Raw genomic sequence first — 25,936 nt, 5'->3', positions numbered from 1 at the left:
CAGTATCCCCGTCCCCATCTCCGCTGTCCCCATCCCCCGCCGTCTCGGTCCCAGTCTCCATTCCGGTCTCCGAGTCCCCGTCGCCGGTCGTCGGCGGCGGCTCCTTGCACTCCTGCGTGATGCAGCGGCAGATGCCCTGCTGGCAGGTGAGCCCGGCGTCGCACTGGTCACCCGCCGCGCACTCACACTCGAGGTCACCGAGGATGCAGCCGTAGTCCTCGGCCGCGCTGTCGTTGTAGGTCTCGAGCGAGACCTCCGGGCCGCCGTTACAGGCGAGCCCGAAGCCCGAGCTGATCACCGCGCCGAAGAGAAGGAGCCGAGCGTAGTCCGCAGAAGCCATCGTGGGATTATATGCCAAGCGCGGCCGCTGGACGGCAGGTCGCTCACTCACCCGGTCGCCTGGGATGAGCTTCGCAGACGCCTGCGTGGCCCCCAAAAGGGGGCGTGGCGCTCGGTGTCTGGGGCCGGCTTGGGCCGGGGAGCGCTCGTGAGTCGCGCCCTCTACTCGTTCTCGACGGCGCCGTTGGTGATCCAGGTCAAGACGTCGGCGAGCTCCGCCTCGCCGAGGGTGCCCTCGCCGGTCAGCGGGTTGTAGGGCATCGGGTTGCCCGTGATCGAGTCGTCGCCGATCAGCTTGAGGTAGAGGTAGCTCTCCTCGGGGACGCCCGGTGTGATCAGCGGCAGCTCGGGGTTTTGGGTCGAGGGCTCGAGCAGGCGGGCGTAGACCTCGTCGCCGACGAGCGTGAGCCCGGCCTCGGGGTTCGCGCCTCCGTGGCACCCACCGCAGTTGAACTCGAGGATCTTCGAGATCCGCGCCGACCAGGTCACGCCCTCGCCGAGGAGGCCGAGCCCGGCCGGGTCTTCGCTGTAGGAGCAGTTGGCGTAGTCGATGCCGCGATCGAGGTCGGCCTCGGTCCCGTCCGCGGGGAAGCCCTCGACGAGGCAAAACAGCGCGAGCATCTCGGGGATCGTGAACGGCGCGTTGGCCAGCGGCATGCGCGAGCCGGGGATCTCCTCGCCGAGCATGGTCCCGCGCAGCCGCGCGATCAGGTAGCTGGTCTCGGGCGAGCCGGGCTCGAGCAGGTGGACGGGGTCGTCCTCGCGCGCGCCGAACACCTCGTTGCGGTTGGCGTCACCCTCGATGATGCCGACCGTGAACAGGTTCTGGACCTGGTCGACCTGGTACTCGCGGACCTCGCCGATCAGGTGCTTGCGCCCGGGCAGCACGTACCACAGCGTGGTGTACTCGGCGAAGGTGAAGTCCTCGACCTTGCCCTCGTTGATGAAGGTGCGCTCGAACTCGCCGGTCGTGTAGACCTCGGTCTGCTCGCCGGGGATCGGATCGGCGAGGTGGATGTGAAAGCCGGGCGAGTCCTCGGGCGGCAGGCCCTCGCCCTCGAAGATGTCGCCGGGGATGCTCTCGATCCAGCCGATCTCGATCTGGCCGCTGTTGAGGCCGCCGCCGGCGATGCGGAAGCGATCGCCGGGTCGCTCGCAGCGATCGTAGACCGACTCGAACTCACCGTACTGGACGTTGCAGTTGGCCCCGAACGCGTTGACGAAGTTCGAGGGCGTGCGCAGATCCGGGAATTCCTTGCTGTTGTGACAGACGCCGCCGTTGGGCGTGCAGGTCCGCCAGATGACCTTTTGATGGAGCTCGATCCCGGTCCGGAAATTCGACTGGGCCTCGAGCACGATCTCGTCGTCGCCGGTGTAGGGGTCGGGGTCGTCGGGCGTCGTGGTCTCGGGCCGCTCGGGCTCGAAATCAATCTCGCCGGGGTCGAAGCTGGTGCTGACAGTGCAGGCGCCGAGCGCCAGGGCGGCGCCGGCCAGGGACAAGGAGGACGGGCGAAACAGGGTCATGGCGGCTCCTTGGTTGCTCGTCAGGCGATGAACAGATCGTCGAAGGGCTCGTCGGCCGGGAAGAAGGGCTCGTGGTCGCAGCCGAGCGCGTCGAACATGGTCTTCATGGTCGAGCGATAGCTCAGGACCTTGCCGGTCGGCGAGAGGTCGCCCGCCGCCGTGCTCCCGATGCTGCGTCCGCCAGCCGCGATCGGGCCGCCGAAGAAGGGCATCGACATCCACCGCGTCGCGTAGTCGCCGCCGTGGTCGCTGCCGCGGGCGGAGTTGAACCGGCCGCCGCGAGTGGTCCGCGAGAACTCGCTGCCGAGGGTCACGATCGTGTGATCCCAGTAGCTGCCGCCCTCGGGGTGCTCCATGGTCTTGAGCGCCCAAAACAGCCCGGACATCAAGCGCGTGAGCTCTTGCAGCCGGCCCGGGAGGCCCTCTTCTTCGCCCGAGTGATAGTCGTAGCCGCCCTGATCGAGGTAGATCGCCGGGCAGCCATAGTGGAACAGGCGCAGGCCGAGGCGGAGGTTGCGAGACGCCCCGCTGTTGCCGAAGACCGCGGCGAGCTCGGCGTTGCTGACCCCGTCGAAGGGCTCGGTCGAGCCGTTCTCGATCTTGAGCGGGTCGCTCGAGAAGATCTCGGCGTAGGCCTTGGTCGCCTCGCGCGACTGAAGGTAGGCGTCGACGGTCGGGTAGTGCGGCAGCTGGACGCGATCGCGGTAGCGCAGATCGTAGTCGTTGGTCATCAGCCGGGCCCACTCGGGCAGCAGGTCGTCGGTGTTGAAGCCGAAGCGATCGAGGTCGTCGCCGCGCATCAGCGGCGGGCGGTAGGCGGCGTACTCACCGATGCCGCGGCCCATGCCCGACTGGCCCATGATGATCGCCGGGAGCAGCGTCACGCCCTCCATCGCGGCGAGGGCGTAGCGCTCGCGGAGGCCGTAGTTGATCATCGTGAACAGCCCCGTCTGGCCGTTGACGTGACCCGTCAGGTAGCGCTCGAGGCCGGTCTGGTGGTTGCCGTCGGCCGAGCCCGAGAGCGGCTCGTGGTCGACGCAGGGGATGACCGCGACCTCGTTGGCGACGTCGGTGAAGCGCTGGACCCCCATGTTCTGGAGCTCCTGCGAGTACCAGCTGCCCTCGCCGCCCGCGGTCTCGAGCAGCTTGCCGACGCCCCACTCGGTCCCGCTTGCGACGCCGTTGGCCGTGCCCCAGGGGCTGAACTCGTCGCTGACGTCCGAGTTGAAGGCGGTCGGGAACCGGAACCCGCCCGACAGCCGGATGCAGATCAGGTGCTTGGCGGTGCCAAAGCCGACCGTGTTCGCGTGGGCCTTGGGGATCCACAGGTGGGGCGCCCCGATCGCGGCGCCAGTCGCCACGCCGCCGAGCCCGACCGTCTTGAGGAAGCCGCGCCGAGTCGTCTTGAACTTCTTGTCTTGCGTAGTCATGAGTTGGGCCTCCTCGGAGCTAGTAAAACAACATCTCCGCCGACGAGAGCAGCGCGAAGCAGGTCGGGCGCGCGAAGCTCTCGGCCGTGCAGGGCTTGGGCGTGCACTGATCGGCGTAGCCCTCGACTTGCGCGATCTCGTACTCGCTCGGCTCGCGCCCGTAGAACAGCCGGGTCTGGCGCGCGACGATCTCTTGGGCGACGTCGGCGGTCAGGGCCGTGCTGGCGTCCATGCCCTCGGGCAGCAGGATCGAGGCGCTCACGCCCCCGCCTTGAAGGGCCGGGTCGCAGACCTCGGCCACGTAGGCCTCTTGGACCGCGGTGTTGAGGATCGAGACGGTCGTGAAGCGCCCGCCGATCTCGTTGGTCGGGCAGCCGCCCAGGGTCTGGGCGAGGCCGCGGTAGTCGGTGACCAGGTCGCGGTCCTCGTTGATGATCCAGCGCGAGTTGTTGATCAGCGCGAAGGTCCAGCCGTTGGCGCCCATGTCTTCGTCGAGGTAGTCCTCGGGGTGCGAGATCCGGTGGTCGCAGGTCGCGAGGTCGGCCCCGGTCGTGCGCTTGATCGAGTCGAGCCAGCCCTCGGGAGCGATCTGCTTGAGCGGCCCGAAGGTCCAGCGAAACTCGCTGTCGTCGTAGCCCTGCGAGCTCTGCAGGTAAGGGATCGAGGTTGCGACCGCGTAGTGGACCGAGCGGATGTCGGCCTCGTTCTCGAGCAGGTAGGTGACGAGCTCGTGGCGCACGGCCTGGACCTCGGTCCCGAGGTCGTAGCCGAGGTACTGCATCAGCACGTCGTCGACCGCGGCCTCCCAGAAGATCGTCTCTTGGGCCATGATCCGACCGGGGAGCTGGACGGCCTCCCACTCGTCGGCGGTCATGTAGCCGCTCCACATGATGCCCTCTTGCTCGCCGCTGTTCTCGCGCCGATCGTCGGGCTCGAGCGTGAGCTTGTTGTGGCCCCACAGGACGCTGGTGCAGGCCCCGGCGTCGGCGTCTTGGCCGTCGCTCCCGAGCACGCAGTTGTAGTTGACGTAGGCGTCGGGCACGGTCCCGAGGTGCGAGTGCTCGCGGTAGCCGTTGGTCCAGACCGCGTAGAGTCGGGCCATGTCGCTGCGCTCGCTCTCGTAGGGCGGGCGGTGGAGGAACAGGCGAAACGCAGCCTCGGCCCGGTCGCCCGCGGTGTCGTAGCGACGAACCAGGACCGGGTGCGAGGCCGTGACGGCCGCGAACAGATCCCAGGGCACGTAGCCTTGGTAGGCCTTGCGGACCAGATCGTCCTGGTCGAAGATACGCTCGACGTTGACGATCCGGTTGTTGTAGAGCATCAGGTCGGCCCAGCGGCGCTGCTGCACGAGCACGAACTCGTCGGTCGCCATCAGGGCCTTGACCGTCTCGCTCCAGTCTTCGTTGTTGCACACGCCGTTGAGCTCGGCCGGGGTCGGGTAGCGACCGACCATGTCGGCGTAGAGCTTGCGGCAGGCCTGACGGCGATCGACCGGCTGGGTGGCCAGGCCGACGCCCCACAGGTTCGTGCAGACCCCGCGGTTGACCGGGTTCGTCAGCGCCAGCGACTCGCAGTAGTCCTGGCAGACGACGTCGCACTCGATCGGAGCCTCGGTTGGCGGGACCGCGTCGTTTGGTGCCGGCGGCTCGTCGTAGCCGCCGGGGAAGTTGCCGTCGGTGATCGGTGCGCCGTTGCCAACCAGCTCACCGGGGCCGCGCTGGGGGCTGGCCGGATCCATGCCCTCGACGTCGACGCAGGCGCTCGAGCCGAAGCCGGCGAGCGCAATCGTGAGGGCCAGGCCGGTCGACGAGAGCCAGCGGGGTGACCGAAAATCTGAGGCTTCGTGCATGAGACTCCTAGTGGGCGGCCGACATCGAGCGGAGACGACGCGTCGGCACGCAACAATGATAGGCGGCGGCCAGCTCTGCGCCCAGCCTCCTGGCGGCCTCAATCGCCCGCTTTTGCCGTGGTCGCCAACCCCCAGCCCGACCCCCGGACATGGCCCCTTCGTCGAATTTCTCCTGCGCACTCCGCCCGGTCGAAGCTTTGGTGATCTCGCTCGCAAGGGGTACAGACTGCGTCCAGAATCACATGCGGGGCGGCTTGGGCTTTGGGGGCAGCGAGCACCGGGGTATCTTCCGGCCCATGAAGCTCGGCCACGTTCAGCGTTTCGTCGCGTCTGCGACCGCGATCGCCGTCCTCGCCCTCCCAGCTGCTGCCAGCGCGGCCCCGGCCAAGGGCAAGAAGGGCAAAGACAAAGACCAGGAGGCCGAGGCCGAGCCCGAGGTCGAGCCCGAGCCCGAGCCCGAGCCCGAGCCCGAGCCCGACGCGAGCTTCGACGCCGACGCCGCCGCCATCGACGACGCCGAAGACACCGCGGGCATGAAGGGCCGCGTCGGCCTCGGGGGCACCCGCTCGCTCTCGGGCGTCAACGCGATCTCGCTGCGCTACTACCCGGTGTCCAAGCTCAGCCTCGGCGCGCTGGTCGGTTTCTCGACCTTTTCGCACAAGGAGGCCGGCGACGACGGCGACTTCAGCGAGACTCGCACGGTCGGCCTGCTCGGCGCGGGCGTCCAGGCGTTCTACTGGCCGGTCCAGGGCAACCGCGCGAAGTACATCTCGGCCGACTTTGGCTTCGGCGGGCGCGGCGTCGTCTACGTCGGCTTCGAGCCCGGCGACGAGAACCCCGACACCCTCGACCGCCCGCTCGAGATCGACATCGAGATCCCGATCACGACCAACGTGTTCATCGGTGACTCGGTCGCGATCACGCCCGAATTCGGCTTCGTCGCCCGGATCATCCCCGGCAACCGCGAGCCCGACGAGCAGGACAACTCCGACACCAACCCCGGCTCCGGCGTCGGCGAGCGGCTCGGGACCACCAACGGGCCCGGGCTCGGCTTCGAGCTCGGCGAGCACGGCGGCGTGTTCTTCGGCCTGTCGATCACCTACTTCTTCGGTGGGGCCGACCAGAAGGCCAAGAAGGCCGCCCGGAAGAAAAAAAACAAGTAGGCCAAACTTTTTCTGCAATGCCTTCGGGACCGGGCCGACACCACGGCGAGGTCCCGAAATCATGTCGTGGTCAGCACCCAATTGTCCCCACTGTCCGTCCCCCTCCCCGCTCACCTTCGAACAGCCCGTCGACTACGGTCCGAGCTCGCATTTTTGCCTCGGCTGGGTCTGTGAGCGGTGCAAGAACAAGGTCCTGCAGCTCAACCCGATGGGCCCGAGCGAGCCGCGGCCCGGGGTCTGCCTGAGCTGCGATCGCGGCGAGCTCGACGACGCTGGCCGCTGCCGTCACTGCGCCCAGCTTCACGCGCAGCTCGTGACCCAGGTCGAGCGCGAGTGTGAGCTGCCCGCGCAGGCCGAGCAGATCCTCGCCCTGCGCGAGCGCGGCCTCTACCGGCTCGCCTTCCACGCCGTGGATCTGCGCCTCGTCGCCAACCCCGACGACCCCGAGGCCCTCGCGCTCAAGGGCAAGCTGCTCGTCGCCGTCGACCGCCCCGAGCCCGCCAAGCCGATCCTGCGCCGCGCGATCGAGCTCGGCGCCGACCCCGAAGCGCAGCTCAACCTCGGCATCGCCCTCGCCAACACCGGCCACCCGCGCGAGGCGATCGAGGTCTACGAGCGCCTGCTGGTCGAACACCCCGACGAAGAGGCCCGCAGCTTCGTGCTGACCAACATCGGCGGGTGCTACACCGCCCTCGGCGAGCGCGACCGGGCCGAGGCCTACCACCGCCGGGCGGTCGCCGCCGACCTCGAGAACCCCGGGCCGCGGTGGAACTTGTTTGCGAACTTGTTCGGCCGCGGCCGCGTCGAGGAGGCGCTCGCGGTGCTCGACGAGGCCGTCGAGTTCCCCTTCTTGGACCCGGACGAGCGGGCCAATGTGTGTCAATTTCGCTCGCAAATGCTGGCCGCGCTCGGGCGGCTCGACGAGGCCCTCGAGTCGATCGACGACAGCCTGCGCTGGGATCCAAACAGCGCCGAGCGGGTGTTTGCGCGGGCATGCACGCTGCGGCAGCTCGGGCGGCTCAACGAGGCGCGGGCGGCGTTGTTGCGGGCGCTGGAGCTCGCGCCAGAGTTCTCGGCCGCGCGGGATCTACTCGTGAAGATCAACCGGGCCAGCGGCGCGGCGTCGAACTGACCTCGGCAGCAAGCCTCGTAATCGTATTTTAAAATACCTCTTCGACAACGAACAAGAACTCGAATACCAGGAATGCCCGGCTAAGGCTCGCACCATGCCGGGCATTTCCGTATGTTCGACCTCATGTTCCTGCCGAAGCTCACCCGCGTCGTCCCTGGCTTCGCGCTCGCCTCGCTCGCGCTCTACGGCTGCGGCAGCGACATCACGGACCTGACGATCGACGACGCGGGCATGGGAGCGAGCGAGGGTGACGGCGACGAGGCCGCCACCGAAGACGCGGGCACCGAGGGCACCGAGGGCACCGAGGGCACCGAGCCCCTCGAGCAGTACCCGGCGACGGGCATCTCGATCACCCAGGTCGAGGCCAACCAGGGCACGGCGATCTTCGTCGGCGAGGAGGGCGAGTGGATCCCGGCACAAGAGCGCTTCGGGCCGCTGGTCAAGAACCGCAACACCCTGATCCGCGTCCACTACGAGCTCGACCCCAGCTTCGTCCCGCGCGAGATCGAGGCCCGGCTGATCCTCGGCTTCCCCGACGGCACGGGCAAGACGCTCAGGCAGGTCCGCGAGGTCTCGAGCGCGAGCGCCCCCAACACCCTCGACGAGATCTTCTTCTTCGGGCTCGTCGCCGAGTCGAACGAGGTCGTGCCGGGCATGACCTACAAGGTCGAGCTCCACGAGCTCGCCGCGGGCGCCGGAGGTGGCGAGCCCGAGGGCATCTGGCAGACCCCACGAGAGCCCGACGCGCTCGGCATCCAGCCCGAGCCGGTCGAGCTCAAGATCGTCTTCGTCCCCTACCACCACCTCTACGACAACATCGACCGCACGACCGACACCTCGGACGCGACGATGACCGCGATCACCGACTACCTCTACGAGCAGAACCCGGTCGAGCAGGTCGACTGGGAGCTGCACGAGCCGGTGCTCTTCGAGCTCCCGATGAACAACCTCGGCCAGCTCCTCGGCCCGCTCGCGGCCCTGCGCGACAACGAGCTCGCGTTCCCGAACGTCTACTATCACGCGCTGTTCCCGGTCCCCAACGGCGGCGTCGCCGGCGTCGCCGGCATCGCCTCGGTCCCCGGGCCCGGCAAGGGCGAGGGCGACTCGCGGGTCTCGGCCACCGCGGTGCCCAACAACGGCGCCAACGCCCGCGGCACCGTGGTCCACGAGGTCGGCCACAACGAGGGCCTCAACCACGTCTACTGCCCCTTCGCCAACGCCGCGAGCCCCGACCCGAGCTACCCCTACGAGAACGGGCTGCTCGGGACCTGGGGCTTCGGCATCGTCAGCCTCCAGCTCTACTCGCCCGACAACCACTACGACTACATGAGCTACTGCGGGCCCTCGTGGGTCTCGCGGTGGAGTTGGAACAAGACCTTCAGCCGCGCACGCACCCTGACCAGCTGGGACTACGAAGACGCCGACAACGGCGGCCTCGACCTCGCGCTCGGGCCCGCGGGCTACGCCGAGAAGGACCTGCTCACGGCCTCGATCAGCAACGACGGGACCGAATTTTGGTGGACCTCGCACGGGACCTTGCCGACCAACGCGGACCCCTACGGCGACGACTACGACCACTACGTCGAGCTCCGCGGCGACGGCGAGGTCCTCGCCCTCCTGCCCTCGGTCGTGCGCTACACCAACGACTACTCGACGGCCTGGCTGATCACCGAGCTGCCCCCAGAGCTCGCCAAGCTCGACGGCGTCGACGAGATCGTCCGCGTCGACGACGACAGCGAGCCCCACATCATCCCGCGGGCCCAAGTCCAGCTAAGCCGCCGCTAGCAGCCCGGGGTGCTAGCGCGGCGACCTCTCAGACAGTCTCCCAGAACCGAGGCCCCGAGCGCACCGAGGTTGTCGGCCCGCAGCCCCGAGTCTCGAAGACGAGAAAGACAGTCTCCCAGAACCGAGGCCCCGAGCGCACCGACGTTGTCGGCCCGCAGCCCCGAGTCTCGAAGACGAGAAAGACAGTCTCCCAGAACCGAGGCCCCGAGCGCACCGACGTTGTCGGCCCGCAGCCCCGAGTCTCGAAGACGAGAAAGACAGTCAGCCGAATGACGCTCGCCAGTCCGGAGCGGGGTCACCCCCTGCCAAGAGCAGAGCGCAAAAAGGCCGCAGGAGGTCCGAGTTCGGGGTATCGCCGTACGAAAAGCACCTTCGACGCCCAGCCAACCGACCTGGAGAAGCGGCACCAAGAGCCTTCTGCACTCCAGATGGAGAGGCGACGCCCCGAACTCGGACCTCCTGCGGCCCTGCGCGGACCCTCAACGGCACGCCCCAGCCTCATCAACAACCCCGAGCCCCCCGCCGAATCCCCCCCACGAAGAACGCAGCTCAACTCTCGAGCTTGTCGACGACCAGCGCCACAAACGCCTGCGCGTCGAGGTCCCCGTAGGCGTACTCGTCCTCGAACCATTCCACGACCGAGTCGGCCTGGCCCTCCTTGACCTGCGCCGTGACCGACGGGTAGCGCTTGCACAGCTCGACCATCCGCCCGATGACACCCTCGGCCGCCGGGTCCGATCGGTAGCGCACCCGCAGCCAGGTGAAGATCAGGTAGACCAAGGTAGGATCGGCCTCCTCGATCAGGTTGAACAACTCGGGGCTCGACAAGGAGCCCAGCTCGATCGACTGGAGGATTCTCAGCGCTGCGGCGCGTTGGTGCTCGAAGGCCACGCCGCACTCTAGCAGGTACTTTGTCCCCGGTAGGCTGGGATGAGCTCCGCCATCGTTTGCGTGAAAACGGGCGCCCTCGACGCGCGCCCTCAGTAGGCCTGAAAATAGATCCGCGAGCGACCCCGGCTGCTCGGCTGCCCGCCCGATGGCGCACATGGCTGGGTCAGGGCCTCACTCACGGCGCCCGAGAAGGCGGGCACCGTGCCAACTCGAGCGGCCTCGAGCGTCCGCGACCTGGCCATCCGAACGAGCACCTCCTTGATCGACTCGCTGGCATCGCGGGTCATGTCGAACTCGTCAAGCTCACCGTAGAGCTTGCGGCTGCGTCGGCTGACCAACCAGGCGATGGAGAAGACGACGACGGCCACACACGCTGCGATCCACGGCACCTTCGCATCCGCTGCAAGGTGGGTGCCGTGATCCGTCGGTCATGCGACGGTCGAAGACGGCCGCGCGACGGTCCGGTCTGTGTGGCGAGCACAGTCGCCACCCGGCGAAGCTAGCAGCCCGGGGTGCTATGCCTCGCGCCGCCTCGCTTGGCCTTTTCCCCGAGGGCTTTGTCGCCAAAACTTGCAGTACGCCCGGTACAGCGGCGTTTTGGCTTCGCGCCCTCGGCAAAAATTCCGGCGCGAGGCGACACGATGCATTGCACCCCGGGCTGCTAGCAGCCCGGGGTGCTAGCAGCCCGGGGTGCTAGCAGCCCGTGGTGATCTTGGGCTGCGCGAGGACCCCTACGGGATGTAGATGACCTCGGCCTTCATCCCGCCCATGTAGCCGTACCCGGCAGAGTTCTGCTCGGCGCCGACGTGCTCCGAGTAGCCGTACTGCACGATGCCGAACGAGCCGGCGCTGGTGATCTCGTGCGGGCCCTCCTCGATCAGCACCGTCGCGACCTCCCAGCCCGCGACCGCGGACCAGCCGGCGACCGCGGCGCCGTCGAGCATCACGTCGGGGGTCCCGGCCTCGCGGATGACCTGAACATAATTTTGGGAGTAGCCGGATCCGGTCACGAACACGTAGCGGTCCAGGAACTGCGCGGTCGGGACCATCTGGATCATCGCTGGCGAGCCGATGTTGTTGGCGTTGTCATGGTGGCCGGTCACGTACTGGACGGGCATGAACACGCCGTCACCCTCGAACAGCAGATCGGTCCCGGTTGGAACGATGAACTCGACCCAGTCGCCGCGCTGGGCCAGGTTGATCGGTGTGCCCGGCTGGGCCGGGGTCACGGTCACGTTCACGTTGTCCTCGCCCGCGAACACCCGCCAGTGGTGCTGCTCGCCGTCGCGGACCGGCGACGCGGGGCCGACGTACTCGCGGCCCCAGTAGTCGAGCGGCAAGTTCTGCTCCATCGCAAAGTCCGAGCCGTAGTCGCAGCTCATGTCGTCGACGTCGTTGCAGCCCGGGACGATCCCGCCGCACCACGGCAGCCGCAGCACGCGAACAGCCGAGACCAGCCAGATCGGCTTGTCGGCCGAGACCACCGTGCCCGACAGATCCTGCTCGCACTTGAGCCGGTCGTGCTTGATCGAGGTGTCGATCCGAATGTTGTCGAAGCGGTTGAGGAGCTGGCTGCCCATCTCGCCTTGCTCGACGAAGGGCAGCGGCAGCGAGTTGCCCGCGGTCTCGACGCTCGGCCGCCAGGTCACGGTTGTCTGGTCGTGGAGCGCGATGACGGTGAAGTAGTTGGGCATCTGCCAGGCCCCGTGGCTGTAGACCACGTAGTCGTTCTGCATCACGTGCTCGGGCAGCAGCAGGGTCGAGGCGTTGGTGTTTTGGGCCTCGTAGGGCGCGTGGAGGTAGGCGACGACGGGCAGATCACTCTCGGCGTGGTAGACGACGCCGCTGCGAAACAGCGAGGTCTCCTGCTCGTCCTGGTAGATCGTGATGGTGGGATCGAGCAAGAACACGTGGGACTCGCCGGGCGGGATCACGACCGGGTTCTCGATCGGCTCGCCGCCGATCTCCTCGACGAGCTCCTCTTTGTTGCTGCCGTAGGGCACATAGTAGAGCGACACGGTCGCTTCGCGATCGAGCTGCGGGTTGCCGACGACGATCGCGTCGGACGGCTCCTCGGTCACGTTGAAGGGCAGCGTGGCCTGGTACATGCTCGTCGTGTAGAACGAGCAGCCCTCGGACGAGGCCGAGTCTTGGAGCTCCTCGCACGGCCCCAAGCAGACAGCGGTCAGGCTGCCCTCTTCGTCCATGAAGTTCGGGTCGCACCGCTCGTAGCCCTCGCAGGGCACCTGCTCCCAGCTCAGCCCGGTCGGCGCGCAGACCTCGAGGGTCTCGGCGTCGAGGCACTGGGTCTCGCCGGGCTTGCAGATGAGCACCGGGCCCTCGTCCCCCGTGTCGCCGTCGCCGTCGCCGTCGCCGGTCGTGTCGCCGTCGCCGCTGCCATTCTCGGACGACGGCGGATCTGTGCAGGCAGACAGGCTCGCGATGAGAAGGAGCGGCGCGACGAGTCGCAGGGGCTTGAAGCTAGTCGAAGTTAGGCGCATGGCAGCGAACCAGCGATAGCACGACCGCGCCGCCCTGCGCAGGGTCTTGTCACCCCCTGCCCCACTTGCGCCAGGACCCCGGGCGCGTGCACGCTCGGGGGTGTCCGTCGCGCCCGTCAGCGTCCGCGCCTTCGTGCGCGAGCTCCTCGCGCGCGTGGCCGAGCACCCGCGCGCCTGGGCGGTGGGCTTGGCGCTGCTGTGCACCTTCGCCTACTTCGTGGGCCCGCCAGCCTGGAACCAAAACTCCCGCCTCGCGCTGACCCGGGCGCTGGTCGAGCACGGCGACGTGACGATCGACGACTGGCATGTCACGACCGGCGACAAGAGCCACCGCGACGGCCACTTCTACAGCGACAAGGCGCCGGGCGTGTCGCTCCTCGCGACCGTGCCCTACGCGGGCTTTTATCTGGTCCGGCGAGCGACCGGCGGCGAGCTCCCGAGCGTGCGGGTCGAGCCCCTCGACCCCGCGATCGAGGCAGCGGGGCTGACCCCGGCACCCGAAGATCGCGAGCCCGGCGACGTGCTCGTCTACAACCCGGCGACGCTGGTCGCGCTGTGGCTGTGCAGGATGTTCGTGGTCACGCTGCCCACGCTGCTTGCTGGCGCGCTGTTTTACCTGGTCATGCTGCGCGAGCTCGGGGGCGAGCGCCGACTCGCAACCTGGGCGACCCTCGCGTGGCTGCTCGCGACCCCGGCCCTCGGCTACGCCTGCGGCTTCTACGGCCACCAGCTCGTCGCGGATCTGCTCTTCGCCAGCTTCGCGCTGGTCGTGCTCAGCGACGTCCACGAGCGGGTCTCCCGGTCGCTCGCGCTGATCGTCGGCGGCCTGCTTGGCTGGGCCGTGCTGTGCGAGTACACGGCGGCGGTCCCGGTCGTGTTGATCGTCGCCTGGGCCAGCTGGCGTCGGGGGCTTGGCTTCGGCGCGTGGATCTGCCTCGGCGGCCTGCCCTGGGCGCTCGTCCTGGCCGGGTACCACAGCTGGGCGTTCGGAGGCCCGTTCGCGACCGGCTACGACTTCGTCTACCTCGACGAGTTCGCGGCTGGCATGGCGGTGAACTACGGCATCGGCGCCCCGAAGCTCGAGGTCCTCGGCCAGCTGCTCTTCGGCAGCTTCCGCGGCCTCTTCTATCTGTCCCCGGTGCTGCTGCTCGCGGCCTGGGGCCTGGCGCTGCGGATCTTCGAGGGCGGCCCTGCGCTCGGAGCCCAAAGCGCGCTATTGCGCAGCCGAGGCGGCCCGCTGCGGACCCCGGATCTCGTCCTCGGCCTCGCGATCATCGCCTGGTACCTGCTCCTCAACAGCGGATATTACATGTGGGACGGCGGGGCGGCCCTCGGCCCCCGCCACGCTGTCCCGATGTTGGCCTTTTTGGCAGTTGGGCTCGGCCCCGCGCTGCGGAGGGTCCCGTGGGCCACGGCCGCCCTCGCCGGGGTCGCCTGCGTTCAGATCACGCTGATCACGGCCGCGGGCCCCGAGGCCCCCGGCCACGGCAACCCAATCTGGGCGTACGCAGTTCCACAGCTGTTTTCGCCCAGTTCGCCGGGCACGGCGACGACCCTCGGCCGCCTCCTGGGTCTCCCCGGTCCGCTCAGCTTGGCGCCCCTGTTTGCGCTGTGGTGGCTGCTGTGGCCGACTGGAGCGGACGAGGGTCCGAATTCGGGCAGCGGCTGATCGGATCTTCGGCCCGTGGCACCCCCGAGAGACCCCCAATCCCGAGTGAGCCCCATGATGACCTTCCGATACGCTTCCCTGATCGCCGCGCCGGCCCTGGCCCTGGCCCTGCCACTCTTGACCCCGAGCACCGTCGACGCCTGCGGAGGCACCTTCTGCGACGCCGGTCCAACCGCGATGCCCGTCGACCAGACCGGCGAGAACATCCTGTTCAAGATCGGCGAGGACAGCGTCGAAGCCCACATCCAGATCCAGATCGACCCCAACACCTCGGCCGAGGCCTTCGCCTGGGTCATCCCGGTCACCTCGCTGCCGGAGTTCGAGGTCGGCTCGCAGATCTTGTTCGACAACATGCTCGCCGGCTCCGTGCCGACCTACGGCCGCAACTTCACGACCGACGACTGCGCCCCCGCCGACGACGACGCCAACAGCACCGCCGCCACCACCTTCAGCGACGAAGACGGCGGCCAAGGCGGCGAGACCGGCGGGGACACGGGCGACCCCGCCGGCCCCGACGTCGTGTTCAGCGGCAGCGTCGGCGCGTTCGAGATCGCCGTGCTCGACGGCGGCACCGTCGAGGGCGTCATGACCTGGCTCGGCGACCACGGCTACCAGCAAGATCCCAACGCCGAGCCGATCCTCGCCAGCTACCTCGAGGAGGAGTACCTGTTCGTCGCCCTCAAGCTCGGCGTCGAGGCCGGCGTCGAGGACGTCCACCCGATCGTCATCCGCTACAACGGCACCGCGCCCTGCGTCCCGCTCCGGCTCACGGCGATCGCCGCGGCCGACGACATGGACATCCGGACCTTCTTCTTGGGTGACGCCCGGGTGGTCCCGATCAACTACCGCCACGTGCTCGTCAACTCGCTCAAGATCGACTGGCTCAACGACGGCGACAACTACAAAGAGGTCATCTCCTTGGCCGTCGACGCCCAGGAGGCCGACGGCAACGCCTTTGTAACGGAGTACGCCGGCCCCAGCGACGTCATCTCGCTCAACAACGTCTACAACCAAAACTGGGATCCAGCCCCCTACGCCGCGCTCGCCGACAGCCCCGTCGGCGCGATCGACCAGCTCGAGAGTCACAACCTCTACTATTGCGACATCGAGTGGGAGGCCGCCTGCTACGGCCTCCACCCGCTGATCGAGCCGATCCTCGCCCAGTACATCCCGGTCCCCGACGGCCTCGACCCCCTCGAATTCTACGACTGCCTCGAGTGCTACGTCGACCAGATCGACCTGCTCGCCTGGGACGCAGAGGCCTTCGCCACGACCCTCGACGAGCGCATCTTCAAGCCCGGCCTGCGCGCGAGCCAGCTCGTCAACGAGAACCCCTACCTGACCCGGATGTACACCACGATCTCGCCGAGCGAGATGAACGCCGACCCGATGTTCCGCAGCAACGCCTCGCTGCCCGACGTCGACAACAACCGTCGAGCTACCCAGCGGACCCTGTGCGACGACAGCCGCATCATCACGCTGCCCGACGGCCGCGAGGTGTTCTTCCCCGCCAACGAGGATCTGGTCTGGCCCAAGTTCCAGGACGAGATGCCCTGGGACGAGGACATCGACCAGGACGGCATGGCTGACGACGCCCCGCTGATCAACCTCGTCGACAACACCCAGAAGATCAACGACCTGCTCGACGAGTACAACAAGAGCAAGGGCTACGGCGATCTCCCCCAGAGCTGCAACGCAGGCTGCACCCTCGGCGACAAGGCCCCCGCGGGCGGCGTGGCCTTTGGCTTCATGACCCTCGGGCTGTTTGGGCTCATTCGCCGTCGGCGCTCGCGCTGAGCCTGCCCCTCGTTGGCCTCGCGCTGCCGCTCGCTACGCCGAGCACGGCGCAGGCCTGCGGCGGGACCTTCTGCGACAAGGGCTCGCGGCGAGCTCGCTACGCCGAGCCCTCGCCGGCTCAGGTCGCAGCCTCGCTGAGCGCTGCAGCCGGGGGCGCGGAGCTGTCCGCTGGGGCGGCAAGCAGCGCTCGAGCTCGCTCGAGCGCGTCGTCGGAGCCAGACAGGGCGACGAGGTCGCCCGCTTGCAAGCGCTCGTGACCGGTGGGGAATGGGACCGAGGCGTCGCCGCGAGAAATCGCGACCACCGTCGCCCCCGTCTTGCAGCGCAGGTTTAGCTCGGCGAGGGTCGAGCCGCAGGCTCCGCTGCTGGCCTCGACGGGCAGCGGCTCGTAGTCGAGACCGCTGAGCGGATCAAAGTGCGGCGCTTGGCCGGTGTCGCCCGCGGCAGGGCCAAGCTGGTCGGCGAGCCGAAACGCCAGCTGCGCCACCTCGGAGGTGTAGCCCGGCTTGACGGCCCGAAACCGGAGACCGACGAGGACGAGAACGACCACGAGCGCAGCGACCACGAGCGCCTGCGCCCACGGCCCGGCGAGCAGGGGCTGCACGATCGCCACGGTCGGGACGCCGACCGAGAGCACAACCGTGAGCAAGGCGACCGCCTCTACCGCCCTCGCCCATGGCCCGTCGTTTGAACCGTCGCCCCGGGCGAGCTCTCGAGCTTGCGAGGCCATACGACGCCCGCTGCGGACCAGGCCGACGAGGAAGGGCGCAGCGAGGAGCACCGCGCCGACGCTCAGGATGATGAGATGGTTGGCGGCGAGTGAACGACCCAGCGCGTGGTGGGTCACGTAGATCAGCAGCAGGACGGTCCAGTCGAGGAGGACCGCGACCACGGAGCGCCGCAGGGGTCGTTCGTCGCTGTCGCCTCGACTTCGTCGCGCGAAGGTCTGGTACGCAGACAGGAAGTCCTGGACGCGGTCCGGAATGAGCCGGTCGAGCCCGTCGACCACCAACTGCGCCCGTCCCAACAAGAAGGGGGTCGTGAACGCCGTCACCGTTGCCACGGTGACGAGCGCGGGCAGGGTCTCCTCGGGCAGGACGCCGCCGCCGATGCCGATGGTCGCGAGGATGAACGAGAGCTCGCCGATCTGACCGAGCGCCAGCCCGGAGAACACAGAGCGCCGCAGCGAGCTGCCCGTCAACATGCTCGCCGACGTGACCGACACGAATTGGGCGGCGATGACCACGGCAGACAGCCCGAGGGCGAGCGGCATGCTCTGCCAGGCCATCGTCGGATCGACGGTCATCCCGATCGAGACGAAGAAGATCGCTGCGAACAGCGAGCGGAGCGACTCGATCGCGTGCTCGACCTGCTCGCCGCGGCCAGACTCCGCCACCGCCATGCCTGCGATGAACGCCCCCAGCGCGACGGAGTAGCCGAACAGCTCTGCCACGCTGGCCAACCCAAACGCGGCGCCGACGACGAGGACGACGAGGACCTCGGAGTCGAAACGGCGGATCGCGAGTCGCACGAGGCGAGGGAGGACGAGCAGGCCCAGCACGAGCATCCCGAGGACAACCACGCCGAGCTCGCCGACCAGTCGACCGATGGACTGCAGGCCCAGCTCTTGCCCTGACGCCAGCGTCGTGACGACCGCCATCAGCACGATGGCCACGAGATCCTGGACCACGAGGATGCCGAAGACGTGCGCCCGGACGTCAGCATCGACGGGCTGCGCGCGCAACACGGCGCTGACCACCATGGTGCTGGAGATCGCCAGCGTCGCCCCAAGCGAGATGCTCGCGGCGGACGACCAGCCCAGCACCGAACCAACCGTGTGGCCGGCCCAGGCCAGCGCGCCAATCTGTACGATCGCGGTGAGCCCGGAGACGGGGAGGATCTCGGCCAGTCGTCGAATGCGGAATTCGAGCCCAACCGCGAACATCACGAGCACGACGCCAACCTCGGCGAGCGCGGCCATGCGCTCGGGGTCGGCGAACAGCGGTATCGGGATGTAGGGGCCGACGATCAGCCCCGCGAGCAGGTAGCCGAGGATGCTCGGCTGGCCGAGACGGCGAGCGATCATCGCGGTCACCGCCGCGACGCCCGTGACCAGGGCGAGATCTATGATTAGGGTTCCTTCGTGTGCTTCCACCTTAGACCTAGAACACCAGGCTCAAGCTCGAATTCTTGGCGCGCTCGACGAAGGTCGCGACCCCGGCAAACTCGAGGTTCGGGTACGGGTACAGGTCGCGGGTCGTGATGCCCATGACCGACATGCTCATCGTGCACGCGGTGAAGCCGACGCCGAGATCCTGCGCGCTGCGCATGAGCTCGGGCAGCCCGAGGATGTTCTGCGAGCGCATGATCGACGAGAGCATACCCTTACCCACCCCCGCGAAGTGCATCTGTCCGAGTTTTTGTCGCGTCGGCCCCTTGGGCATCATCCACTTCATCAAGCGCTGCAAAAAGCTCACGCGCTCGCGCGGCTGGGTTGGATCGGGGTGGTCTCCGCGTAGCAGGTTGAGGCCCCAGAAGGTGAAAAATAGGCTCGTCTCCATGCCCTGGGCGGCGGCGCCGTTGGCAACGAGCAGGGCCGCGAGCAGGGCCTCGTGATCGTTGTGCAGGACCAGGAGCGTGCAGCGCTTCGGGGTCGCAGGCGTCGACGCTTCGGGGCTCGGCTGGGACGCGAGCGCGGTCATGGGCTGGGTCGTCGGTGACGCGCTCGGTCCCACGCTCGGTCCCGCGCTCACTGGTACGGTGGCCGGCATCGCGGTCGGCGCGGCCCCGGGCGCGACCGCGATCCGAAGCCGCGCCTCGATCTCGGGCTTCGAGTCGTCGAGGCTCAGGAGCTCGGCCCGACCCGACTGCACCCAACTGCGCAGGTCCAGCGCAAACGCCGGGTCATCCGCGATCACGCGCACTTCGGTCCCGGCCGGATGCCGCGCGGCGAGCTTGGCGAGGGCGATGACCGGACCCGGACACTGGGCACCGCGCAGATCCAAGAAGATCTCCGACGACCTGGCCGCGGGCGCCGAGCCCTGGCGCTCGACCTCGCCAACGCGCACGCAGGCCCGGACCACGCCGCCGCCCTCGTCCTCGAGCTCGAGCAGCTGGGCGCCGCTGCTGCGCACCCAGGCCTCGATGTCGGGGCGGAACGCGGGGTCGTCGGCGCGGATGACCAAAAAACCGCCCGAGCTGCGGAGCAGCGCGGCCTCTCGCGCGACGCGGATGACGGGCGCCGGGCACTTCATGCCGAGGCAGTCGAGTTCAATGGTAGGCGCGGGAGTGCTGGTCACGTTGTTGTTGTCTCCACGGGGCCGCTGTTCATCATCAGCTCGAACACCTCGGGAAAGACCTCGTGGTATTCGCGCTCGAGCGCGACCGCGAACGCAGCCGCGCCTTCGAAGTCGTTGCGCGAGAGGAACGCACAGGCTGCACGCGCGAGGCGGGCGAGGTCGCGCAACCCGAGGGACTCGGCGCTCGCGAGCAGCTGCCTGCACGGCGCCGACGCCCGCTCGGGCTCGGTCGCGAGGGCGACCTGCAGGTCGCCAATCCACTGGGGCATGTCGCCAATGAAGCCGTTGAGGCTGGCATGCAGCTGCCCCCGCGCGCGCAGACCTTCGACGACCGGGACCGAGAGGCGGCCCGAGCTCAACGCCCCGGTCGTCAGCCCGCGGCCGACCGCGCCATACACGACCCCGCGCAGCTGCTCGAGCTCCTCGGGCAGCTTGACGAAGGCCGTCGCGCCGTAGGCAGCCCAGTAGGTGTCGGCTTGCTCGGCGCTCCCGATCACGACGAGGGCCAGCTCCTCGTGACACTCGGACAGGACCTGGAGCAGCTCACGAATGTCGACGCCGGGCAGGTCGGCGTCGAGGACCGCCGCCGCGTAGGTCCCGGGGTTGGCCCGGGTCAGCTCGCGCGCGTCGCAGGTCACGATGTCGAGGTCGCCGCGCGAGTCGAGGTAGCTGGCCGTCAGCGTGCGCAAGATCGAGTTGCCGACGACGACCGCGACCGTCGGCGATCGCAAGGGCGTCGTGCGGCGATGCTCGTCCGAGCCCGACCACGACCCGGACCGCGGCACGAGCTGCGGGGCCGCCGTGGCCGCGAGCGCCGCTCGCCACTCGCCGAGGAACGCGTCGACGTCGAGGCGATGCTCGTGGGCGGGGACCAGCATGCGAGAGATGACCGCGGCCAGGCGCGGCGGCGCGTTGGGCCGCAAGCTCAGCGGATCCGGGCCCTGCGAGGCGCCGAGCTGGGCGCGCAAGGAGCCATCGGCGTAGTCGTCGGGCCGCTCGCGGCCCGTCAGCGCCCACCACAAGATCGCGCCGAGGCTGTAGACATCGGAGCGCGGCGTGACCTGGCCCTGGAGCTGCTCGGGGGCGAGGTAGCCCGGGGTCCCCATCGGGCCGAGGGTCCGCGTCGGGGCGTCGAGCAGCTTGGCCACGCCAAAGTCGAGCAGCTTGGCGACCAACCCGCTGGTGCCGTTGCGGACCATGACGTTGCCCGGCGCGAGATCGCGGTGAACGATCCCGGCCTGGTGCAGGGCCAGGAGCGCCTCGCCGAGCTGCTCCCCGAGCGCGCCGAGCTGGTCGATCGGCAGCGGCGCTTTTGCGTTCAGTCGGGTCGACAAGGGCTCGCCGTCGACGAACTCCATGGCGATCGCGGGGATGCCCTGCTCGGTCTCGCCGACGGTGTAGACGGTGACCAGGTTGGGATGCGAAACTCGCGTGGCGGCCCGGGCCTCGACCCCGAAGCGACGACGAATCTCGCGGCCGTGGGGCCCCGCGAGCAGGTGAGGGTGCGGGACCTTGACGACCGCGCGCCGATCCGTGCCTAGTTGCTGGGCGAGATAGGCGATAGCGTACGTTCCGGCGCCAAGCTGTCGCTCGAGACGAAAGGAGTCGAGGACAACCTGGCCCGCTTGGAGGGCCGCGGTTGGCATGAGAAGGCTCGGTCGCGCACAACGTGACACGAGTTGGACCCAACGCCCGGCCCCCCTCCGATCGGAAACTGCATGCGAAGCTCCAGTGTGCTCAAACAGTCACAGAACGTCGTTTTACTGGCGATTTGAGCGGCAGGTCGAGCGAAGCAGGCGAAACTTGGCGCTCGACCCATCAGCATGCGCAATTGGCGATGTGCGCGCAGTCCACACTGGATCTCGGATCGGGTCAGCGTCAGTCACGCCCCCCTGCCTCCAGGCCGCCCAAACCGCGTCGATCAACGTTCTCGGGGTCAGGGTCGTGCTCCCGCCGATGTCGGTGATCGGATCTGTCCGCCCGTGGCACAAGAGAAGCACCCCCCCCGACCGAGTACGACCCATGACCCACAAATTTCGCCTAGCTTCCATCGCTGCCTGCTCCGCGCTGGCCTTCGCAGTCCCCATGTTGCTCCCGACCGAGGCCGAGGCCTGTGGCGGGAGCTTCTGCGACTCGGGCCCCAACACCATGCCCGTCGACCAGACCGGCGAGAACATCCTGTTCAAGATCGGCGACGACTACGTCGAGGCCCACATCCAGATCCAGATCGATCCCAACACCGAGGCCGAGAAGTTCGCGTGGGTCATCCCCGTGACGGCGCTGCCCGAGTTCTCGGTCGGCTCGCAGATCTTGTTCGACAACATGCTCGCGTCCTCGGTGCCGAACTACGGGGTCAACAACCAGACCGACTTCTGCGGCGACGGCGGTGACGAAGGCTTCGGCGGCGACGACGGCCCCAACGGTGACACCGGTGCCTCGGGCGACGGTGACGGCGACGAGGGCGAGGGCGAGGGCCCGACGGTCGTGTTCTCCGGCAGCGTCGGCGCCTACGAGATCGCCGTGCTCGACGGCGGCACCGTCGAGGGCGTCATGACCTGGCTCGGCGACCACGGCTACCAGCAAGATCCCAACGCCGAGCCGATCCTCGAGACCTACATCGAGGAGGAGTACCTGTTCGTGGCGCTCAAGCTCGGCGTCGAGACCGACGTCTCCGATGTCCACCCGATCGTCATCCGCTACAACGGCACCGCGCCCTGCGTCCCGCTCCGGCTCACGGCGATCGCCGCGGCCGACGACATGGACATCCGCACCTTCTTCTTGGGCGACGCCCGGGTGGTCCCGATCAACTACCGCCACGTGCTCATCAACTCGCTCAAGATCGACTGGTTCAACCAGGCGGCCAACTACAAGGAGGTCATCTCGATGGCCGTCGACGCCCAGGAGGCCGACGGCAACGCGTTCGTGACCGAGTACGCCGGGGCCAACACGATCTCCCTCGCCGGGGTCTACGACGAGCTGTGGGACCCCGCGCCCTACGCCGCCCTGGGCGACAGCCCGGTCGGCGTGGTCGACACCCTGACCGAGCAAAACCTGTTGTTCTGCGACCTCGAATGGGACGCCAGCTGCACGACCTTCCACCCGCTGCTGCAGGGCATCCTCGACCGCTACGTCCCGGTGCCCGAGGGCGTCGACCAGGTCGAGTTCTACGACTGCATGGAGTGCTACGCCGACCAGATCGACCTCATGGCCTGGGACGCCGCCGGGTTCACGGCGGACCTCGACGAGCGCATCTTCAAGCCCGGCCAAAAGGCGCGGGACCTGGTCCTCGACAACCCCTACCTGACCCGCATGTACACGACGATCTCGCCGAGCGAGATGAACGCCGACCCGATGTTCCGGGCCAACTCCTCGCTGCCCGAGGTCGCCGCCCAGCGGGTCGCAACCCAGACCCTGCACTGCGACGGCAGCACGACCGTCGAGATCCCCGACGGCCGCCAGGTCTACTTCCCCGCGGGTGACCCGCTGGTCTGGCCCGACTTCCAGGACGAGATGCCCTGGGACGAAGACATCGACCAGGACGGCATGGCCGACAACGCCCCGCTGATCAGCCTGGTCGACAACACCCAGAAGATCAACGACCTGCTCGACGAGTACAACGAGGGCAAGCGCAACGGCGCTGACGGCGGCGACGGCAGCGGCGGAGGCGACGACGCTGGCTTCGACGACGACGGCAGCGGCAGCGGCTGCGGCTGCTCGGCCAACGACGAGCCCGTCGGCGGCGCGCTGCTCGGGTTCGCGGCCCTCGGCCTCATGGGCCTCGTCCGCCGCCGCCGCGGCCAAGACTAGACCCTGCGCGCAAATACGCAGCCCCCCGGGGGGCTGCGTAGCTCACAACCATCCCATCCAAGGACCGACCCCGCAGCGGCCCTGCGCGGCGAAGGGCGGGGCGCCTGCGGGGGGCCAAAGCAACCGTGTTAGAAGCAAGATCGGTGGCACCCCAACGCACACTCGATCATGGCCTCGATCATGACTACGTGATCATCGGCTCGGGCTTTGGCGGCAGCGTCTCGGCCCTGCGCCTGGTCGAGAAGGGCTACGACGTGCTCATGCTCGAAAAGGGCGACGAGCACAGCGCCAAGGACTTCCCCAAGACCAACTGGCAGGTGCGCAAGTGGATGTGGATGCCCGAGCTGGGCTTCCGCGGGATCTTTCAGATGCGCTTCTTCAAGCACGTCACGGTCCTCGCGGGTGCGGGCGTCGGCGGCGGCTCGCTGGTCTACGCCAACACCTTGCCGATCCCCAAGCGCGGGTTCTTCGAGAGCCCGGCGTGGGCCGAGCTCGCCGACTGGGAGCAGGAGCTGACCCCGCACTACGCCACCGCCCGGCGCATGCTCGGCGCCCGGCAGGTGCCCTTTTTGACCCCGCCCGACCGCATCTTGAAGCAGATAGCGACCGAGCGCGGGCAACCCGAGGCCTTCGAGCAGACCCACGTCGCGGTCTACTTCGGTGACGAGGGTGACGAGGGTGACGAGGGCGGCGGCGGCAAGCCTGGGGTGACCGCGCCCGATCCCTACTTCGAGGGCCACGGCCCCGAGCGCACCAGCTGCATCAAGTGCGGCGCGTGCATGACCGGCTGCCGCCACGGGGCCAAGAACACCCTCGACAAGAACTACCTGTACCTCGCGCGCAAGCTCGGCCTGACCCTGCGCGCCCAGGCCGAGGTCGTCGACGTCCGTCCGCTCGCGCCCGGCGACGGCAGCGGCGGCTACGAGGTCCTGACCAAAGAGGGCAAGGGTCTGTTCGGCGCCCTGCGCGAGCGCAAGCGCTACACGACCAAGCAGGTCATCTTCTCGGCCGGCGTGCTCGGAACCGTGGACCTGCTCCTGCAATTGCGCGAGCGCTCGCTCCCGCGGCTCTCGGCCCACGTCGGCCGCCAGGTCCGGACCAACTCCGAGTCGCTGATCGGCGTGATGACCGAGCGCCGCGATCAGGATCTGAGCAAGGGCGTGTCGATCGGCTCGATCTACCAGACCGACGACCACTCGCACCTCGAGGTCGTCCGCTACGGCTCGGGCTCGGGCTTCTTTCGCCTGCTCATGGCCCCGCACGTCGGCGGTCAGGCGCCCGGGGTCATCAAGCTGCTGCAGGCCATGGGCCAGTCGATCGCCCACCCGATCCAGTTCATCAAGAGCTACACCGTGCCCGACTGGGCCAAGTACACGATCATCTTGCTGTACATGCGCTCGGCCGACGGGACCCTGCGTTTTCGTCGCAAGGGCCTGCTCGGCAAGCACATGGGCAGCGATCTCGAGCGCGGCGAGAAGCCCACGGCGTCGATCCCCGAGGCCACCGAGCTCGCGGGCGCCGTCGCCGACAAGGTCCAGGGCTTCGCCGGCTCGCTGGTGACCGAGACCGCGCTCAACATCCCGACCACCGCCCACATCCTCGGCGGCGCGAGCATGGGCCGCGACGAGACCGAGGGCGTGATCGACGAGCGCCATCGGGTGTTCGGCTACGAGGGCATGTACGTGATCGACGGCTCCGCGATCTCGGCGAATCCGGGCGTGAACCCGAGCCTCACGATCACCGCGCTGGCCGAGCGGGCGATGAGCAAGATCCCGTCCAAGCGGGCCGGGCACAGCTCACCGCTGCCCAAGTCGGCCCGCGGGGCGCTGCCGCTGCTCGATCCCAGCTGAGGCTCAGCCCCGGAGCAGCGCGGCGTTGCGGTGGACCACCCGGCGGTCCATCAGCGGGATCGCGTGGGCCACCCCGGGCAAGACCTCGAGCCGCGCGCGGGGGATCTTCGCGGCCAGGATCTCGCTGTTGCGCGCGGGCACCAGGCGATCCTCGTCGCCGGTCACGACCTGCACCGGAACCGTGATGTGCTCGAGCCTGCGGCCCGTCGAGTGCGTACCGATCGCGCCAAACTGGCCGAGGAAGGTCCGCCGCGAGGGCGGCTGCTCGCGCATCAGACGAAACCAATCGCTGAGGAGCTCGCCGGCGTTGGCCAGCTCGCTGTCCGGCAAGATCAAGCGGGCCACCGACTCGACGTCGCCGCCGCCCATCATCGACGAACCGACCAGCCCCCCGATCGTGCGCAGGTTCGGCAGCTTGGCGTGGGGAAGCCCCGGCCAGGTGGCCATCAGGACCAGGCCCGTGACGCGCTCGGCGTGGCGCAGCGCGACCTGCTGGGCGATCATCCCGCCCATCGAGAGCCCGGCGACCACGGCCTTGCGCACCCCGACGGCGTCGAGCATCGCGGCGACGTCGTCTGCCATGTCGCCCATCGTCCACGGTCGCGTCGGCATGTCGCTGCGACCGACGCCGCGGTTGTCGGGCACGAGCACGTGCCACGGCGTCTCGGGATCGGCGGCGAGCCGCTCGGGCAGGTCGAACCAAAAGCGACCGTCGAGGATCAGGCCCTGGATTAACACCAGCGTCGGGTTGGCGCGAGAGCCGAGCTCTCGAAAGTGGATGCGGTGCTCGCGGGGACCTGTCGCGTAGGGCACCAACAGGGTTTAGCAGGCTGATGAAAAAGCCACCACGACCCAGACCACGCCCCTGACCTCCGATGCCTCTGTCGCCAAGAGCTCGCG

General features: G+C 68.6%; 17 protein-coding genes and 1 pseudogene. 7 read left to right on the top strand and 11 right to left on the bottom strand.

What is annotated here, in order from left to right:
• From ENSA5_RS09365 to ENSA5_RS09350, 4 genes and pseudogenes are all read right to left on the bottom strand, one after another.
• A pseudogene (locus ENSA5_RS09365) lies at positions 1–340 on the bottom strand (hypothetical protein); the annotation flags it as partial.
• Positions 341–501: 161 nt separating this feature from the next.
• Positions 502–1,863 (bottom strand): hypothetical protein, encoded by a 1,362-nt coding sequence (locus tag ENSA5_RS09360; protein WP_258182801.1) that lies wholly within the window; start codon positions 1,861–1,863, stop codon positions 502–504.
• Positions 1,864–1,883: 20 nt separating this feature from the next.
• Entirely contained in the window at positions 1,884–3,293 is a 1,410-nt protein-coding gene (locus tag ENSA5_RS09355; RefSeq protein ID WP_106391286.1) for a DUF1501 domain-containing protein, read from the bottom strand.
• A gap of 19 nt (positions 3,294–3,312) precedes the next feature.
• On the bottom strand, positions 3,313–5,142 hold the full coding sequence (locus ENSA5_RS09350) for a DUF1549 domain-containing protein (protein ID WP_106391285.1): 1,830 nt from the start codon (positions 5,140–5,142) through the stop codon (positions 3,313–3,315).
• A 296-nt stretch (positions 5,143–5,438) separates the two neighbouring features.
• On the opposite strand from ENSA5_RS09350, the gene ENSA5_RS09345 reads away from it, so the two are divergent.
• The 3 genes from ENSA5_RS09345 (at position 5,439) to ENSA5_RS09335 (ending at position 9,222) form a co-directional block, all read left to right on the top strand.
• Entirely contained in the window at positions 5,439–6,305 is an 867-nt protein-coding gene (locus ENSA5_RS09345; RefSeq protein ID WP_146155505.1) for a hypothetical protein, read from the top strand.
• A gap of 61 nt (positions 6,306–6,366) precedes the next feature.
• A complete protein-coding gene (locus ENSA5_RS09340; protein ID WP_106391283.1) occupies positions 6,367–7,437 on the top strand; it encodes a tetratricopeptide repeat protein in 1,071 nt (356 codons plus the stop codon).
• A gap of 123 nt (positions 7,438–7,560) precedes the next feature.
• On the top strand, positions 7,561–9,222 hold the full coding sequence (locus ENSA5_RS09335) for a zinc-dependent metalloprotease family protein (protein ID WP_146155504.1): 1,662 nt from the start codon (positions 7,561–7,563) through the stop codon (positions 9,220–9,222).
• 549 nt (positions 9,223–9,771) lie between these two features.
• On the opposite strand, the gene ENSA5_RS09330 is transcribed toward ENSA5_RS09335, so the two are convergent.
• The 3 genes from ENSA5_RS09330 to ENSA5_RS09320 all read right to left on the bottom strand — a co-directional run bounded on the left by ENSA5_RS09330 (position 9,772) and on the right by ENSA5_RS09320 (position 12,614).
• Complete coding sequence (locus ENSA5_RS09330; RefSeq protein ID WP_106391281.1) at positions 9,772–10,113, bottom strand: hypothetical protein; 342 nt, start codon at positions 10,111–10,113, stop codon at positions 9,772–9,774.
• An 89-nt stretch (positions 10,114–10,202) separates the two neighbouring features.
• A complete protein-coding gene (locus tag ENSA5_RS09325; protein WP_106391280.1) occupies positions 10,203–10,481 on the bottom strand; it encodes a hypothetical protein in 279 nt (92 codons plus the stop codon).
• Positions 10,482–10,844: 363 nt separating this feature from the next.
• Positions 10,845–12,614, bottom strand: coding sequence for an IgGFc-binding protein (locus ENSA5_RS09320; RefSeq protein WP_106391279.1), 1,770 nt, complete (start codon positions 12,612–12,614; stop codon positions 10,845–10,847).
• Between the two features lie 100 nt (positions 12,615–12,714).
• On the opposite strand from ENSA5_RS09320, the gene ENSA5_RS09315 reads away from it, so the two are divergent.
• Together ENSA5_RS09315 and ENSA5_RS09310 are read left to right on the top strand one after the other, a co-directional pair.
• On the top strand, positions 12,715–14,283 hold the full coding sequence (locus ENSA5_RS09315; protein ID WP_106391278.1) for a hypothetical protein: 1,569 nt from the start codon (positions 12,715–12,717) through the stop codon (positions 14,281–14,283).
• A gap of 54 nt (positions 14,284–14,337) precedes the next feature.
• Positions 14,338–16,080 carry a DUF2330 domain-containing protein gene (locus ENSA5_RS09310; protein WP_258182800.1) on the top strand — a complete coding sequence of 581 codons (1,743 nt, stop codon included), beginning with the start codon at positions 14,338–14,340 and terminating at the stop codon, positions 16,078–16,080.
• Positions 16,081–16,198: 118 nt separating this feature from the next.
• Here ENSA5_RS09310 and ENSA5_RS09305 read toward each other — a convergent pair whose 3' ends face one another.
• From ENSA5_RS09305 to ENSA5_RS09295, 3 genes are read right to left on the bottom strand one after another with little or no spacing between them, the layout of a single operon-like run.
• Complete coding sequence (locus ENSA5_RS09305) at positions 16,199–18,235, bottom strand: cation:proton antiporter (RefSeq protein WP_146155502.1); 2,037 nt, start codon at positions 18,233–18,235, stop codon at positions 16,199–16,201.
• Between the two features lie 7 nt (positions 18,236–18,242).
• A complete protein-coding gene (locus ENSA5_RS09300; RefSeq protein WP_146155501.1) occupies positions 18,243–19,379 on the bottom strand; it encodes a DsrE/DsrF/DrsH-like family protein in 1,137 nt (378 codons plus the stop codon).
• On the bottom strand, positions 19,376–21,025 hold the full coding sequence (locus tag ENSA5_RS09295; RefSeq protein WP_106391275.1) for a serine/threonine-protein kinase: 1,650 nt from the start codon (positions 21,023–21,025) through the stop codon (positions 19,376–19,378). The genes ENSA5_RS09300 and ENSA5_RS09295 overlap by 4 nt, the downstream gene beginning before the upstream one ends.
• A gap of 439 nt (positions 21,026–21,464) precedes the next feature.
• On the opposite strand from ENSA5_RS09295, the gene ENSA5_RS09290 reads away from it, so the two are divergent.
• The gene (locus ENSA5_RS09290; RefSeq protein ID WP_258182799.1) at positions 21,465–23,186 is read left to right on the top strand and encodes a DUF2330 domain-containing protein; all 1,722 of its coding nucleotides are present in this window, start codon (positions 21,465–21,467) and stop codon (positions 23,184–23,186) included.
• A 143-nt stretch (positions 23,187–23,329) separates the two neighbouring features.
• Complete coding sequence (locus tag ENSA5_RS09285) at positions 23,330–25,036, top strand: GMC family oxidoreductase (RefSeq protein ID WP_258182798.1); 1,707 nt, start codon at positions 23,330–23,332, stop codon at positions 25,034–25,036.
• 3 nt (positions 25,037–25,039) lie between these two features.
• Here the strand turns inward: ENSA5_RS09285 and ENSA5_RS09280 are convergent, their stop codons facing one another.
• The gene (locus ENSA5_RS09280) at positions 25,040–25,849 is read right to left on the bottom strand and encodes an alpha/beta fold hydrolase (RefSeq protein WP_181197557.1); all 810 of its coding nucleotides are present in this window, start codon (positions 25,847–25,849) and stop codon (positions 25,040–25,042) included.
• Positions 25,850–25,936 lie beyond the last annotated feature (87 nt).

It is taken from the genome of Enhygromyxa salina (genome assembly GCF_002994615.1).
Taxonomy (GTDB): domain Bacteria; phylum Myxococcota_A; class Polyangia; order Nannocystales; family Nannocystaceae; genus Plesiocystis; species Plesiocystis salina_A.
This window is presented reverse-complemented; position numbering and strand designations above follow the sequence as displayed.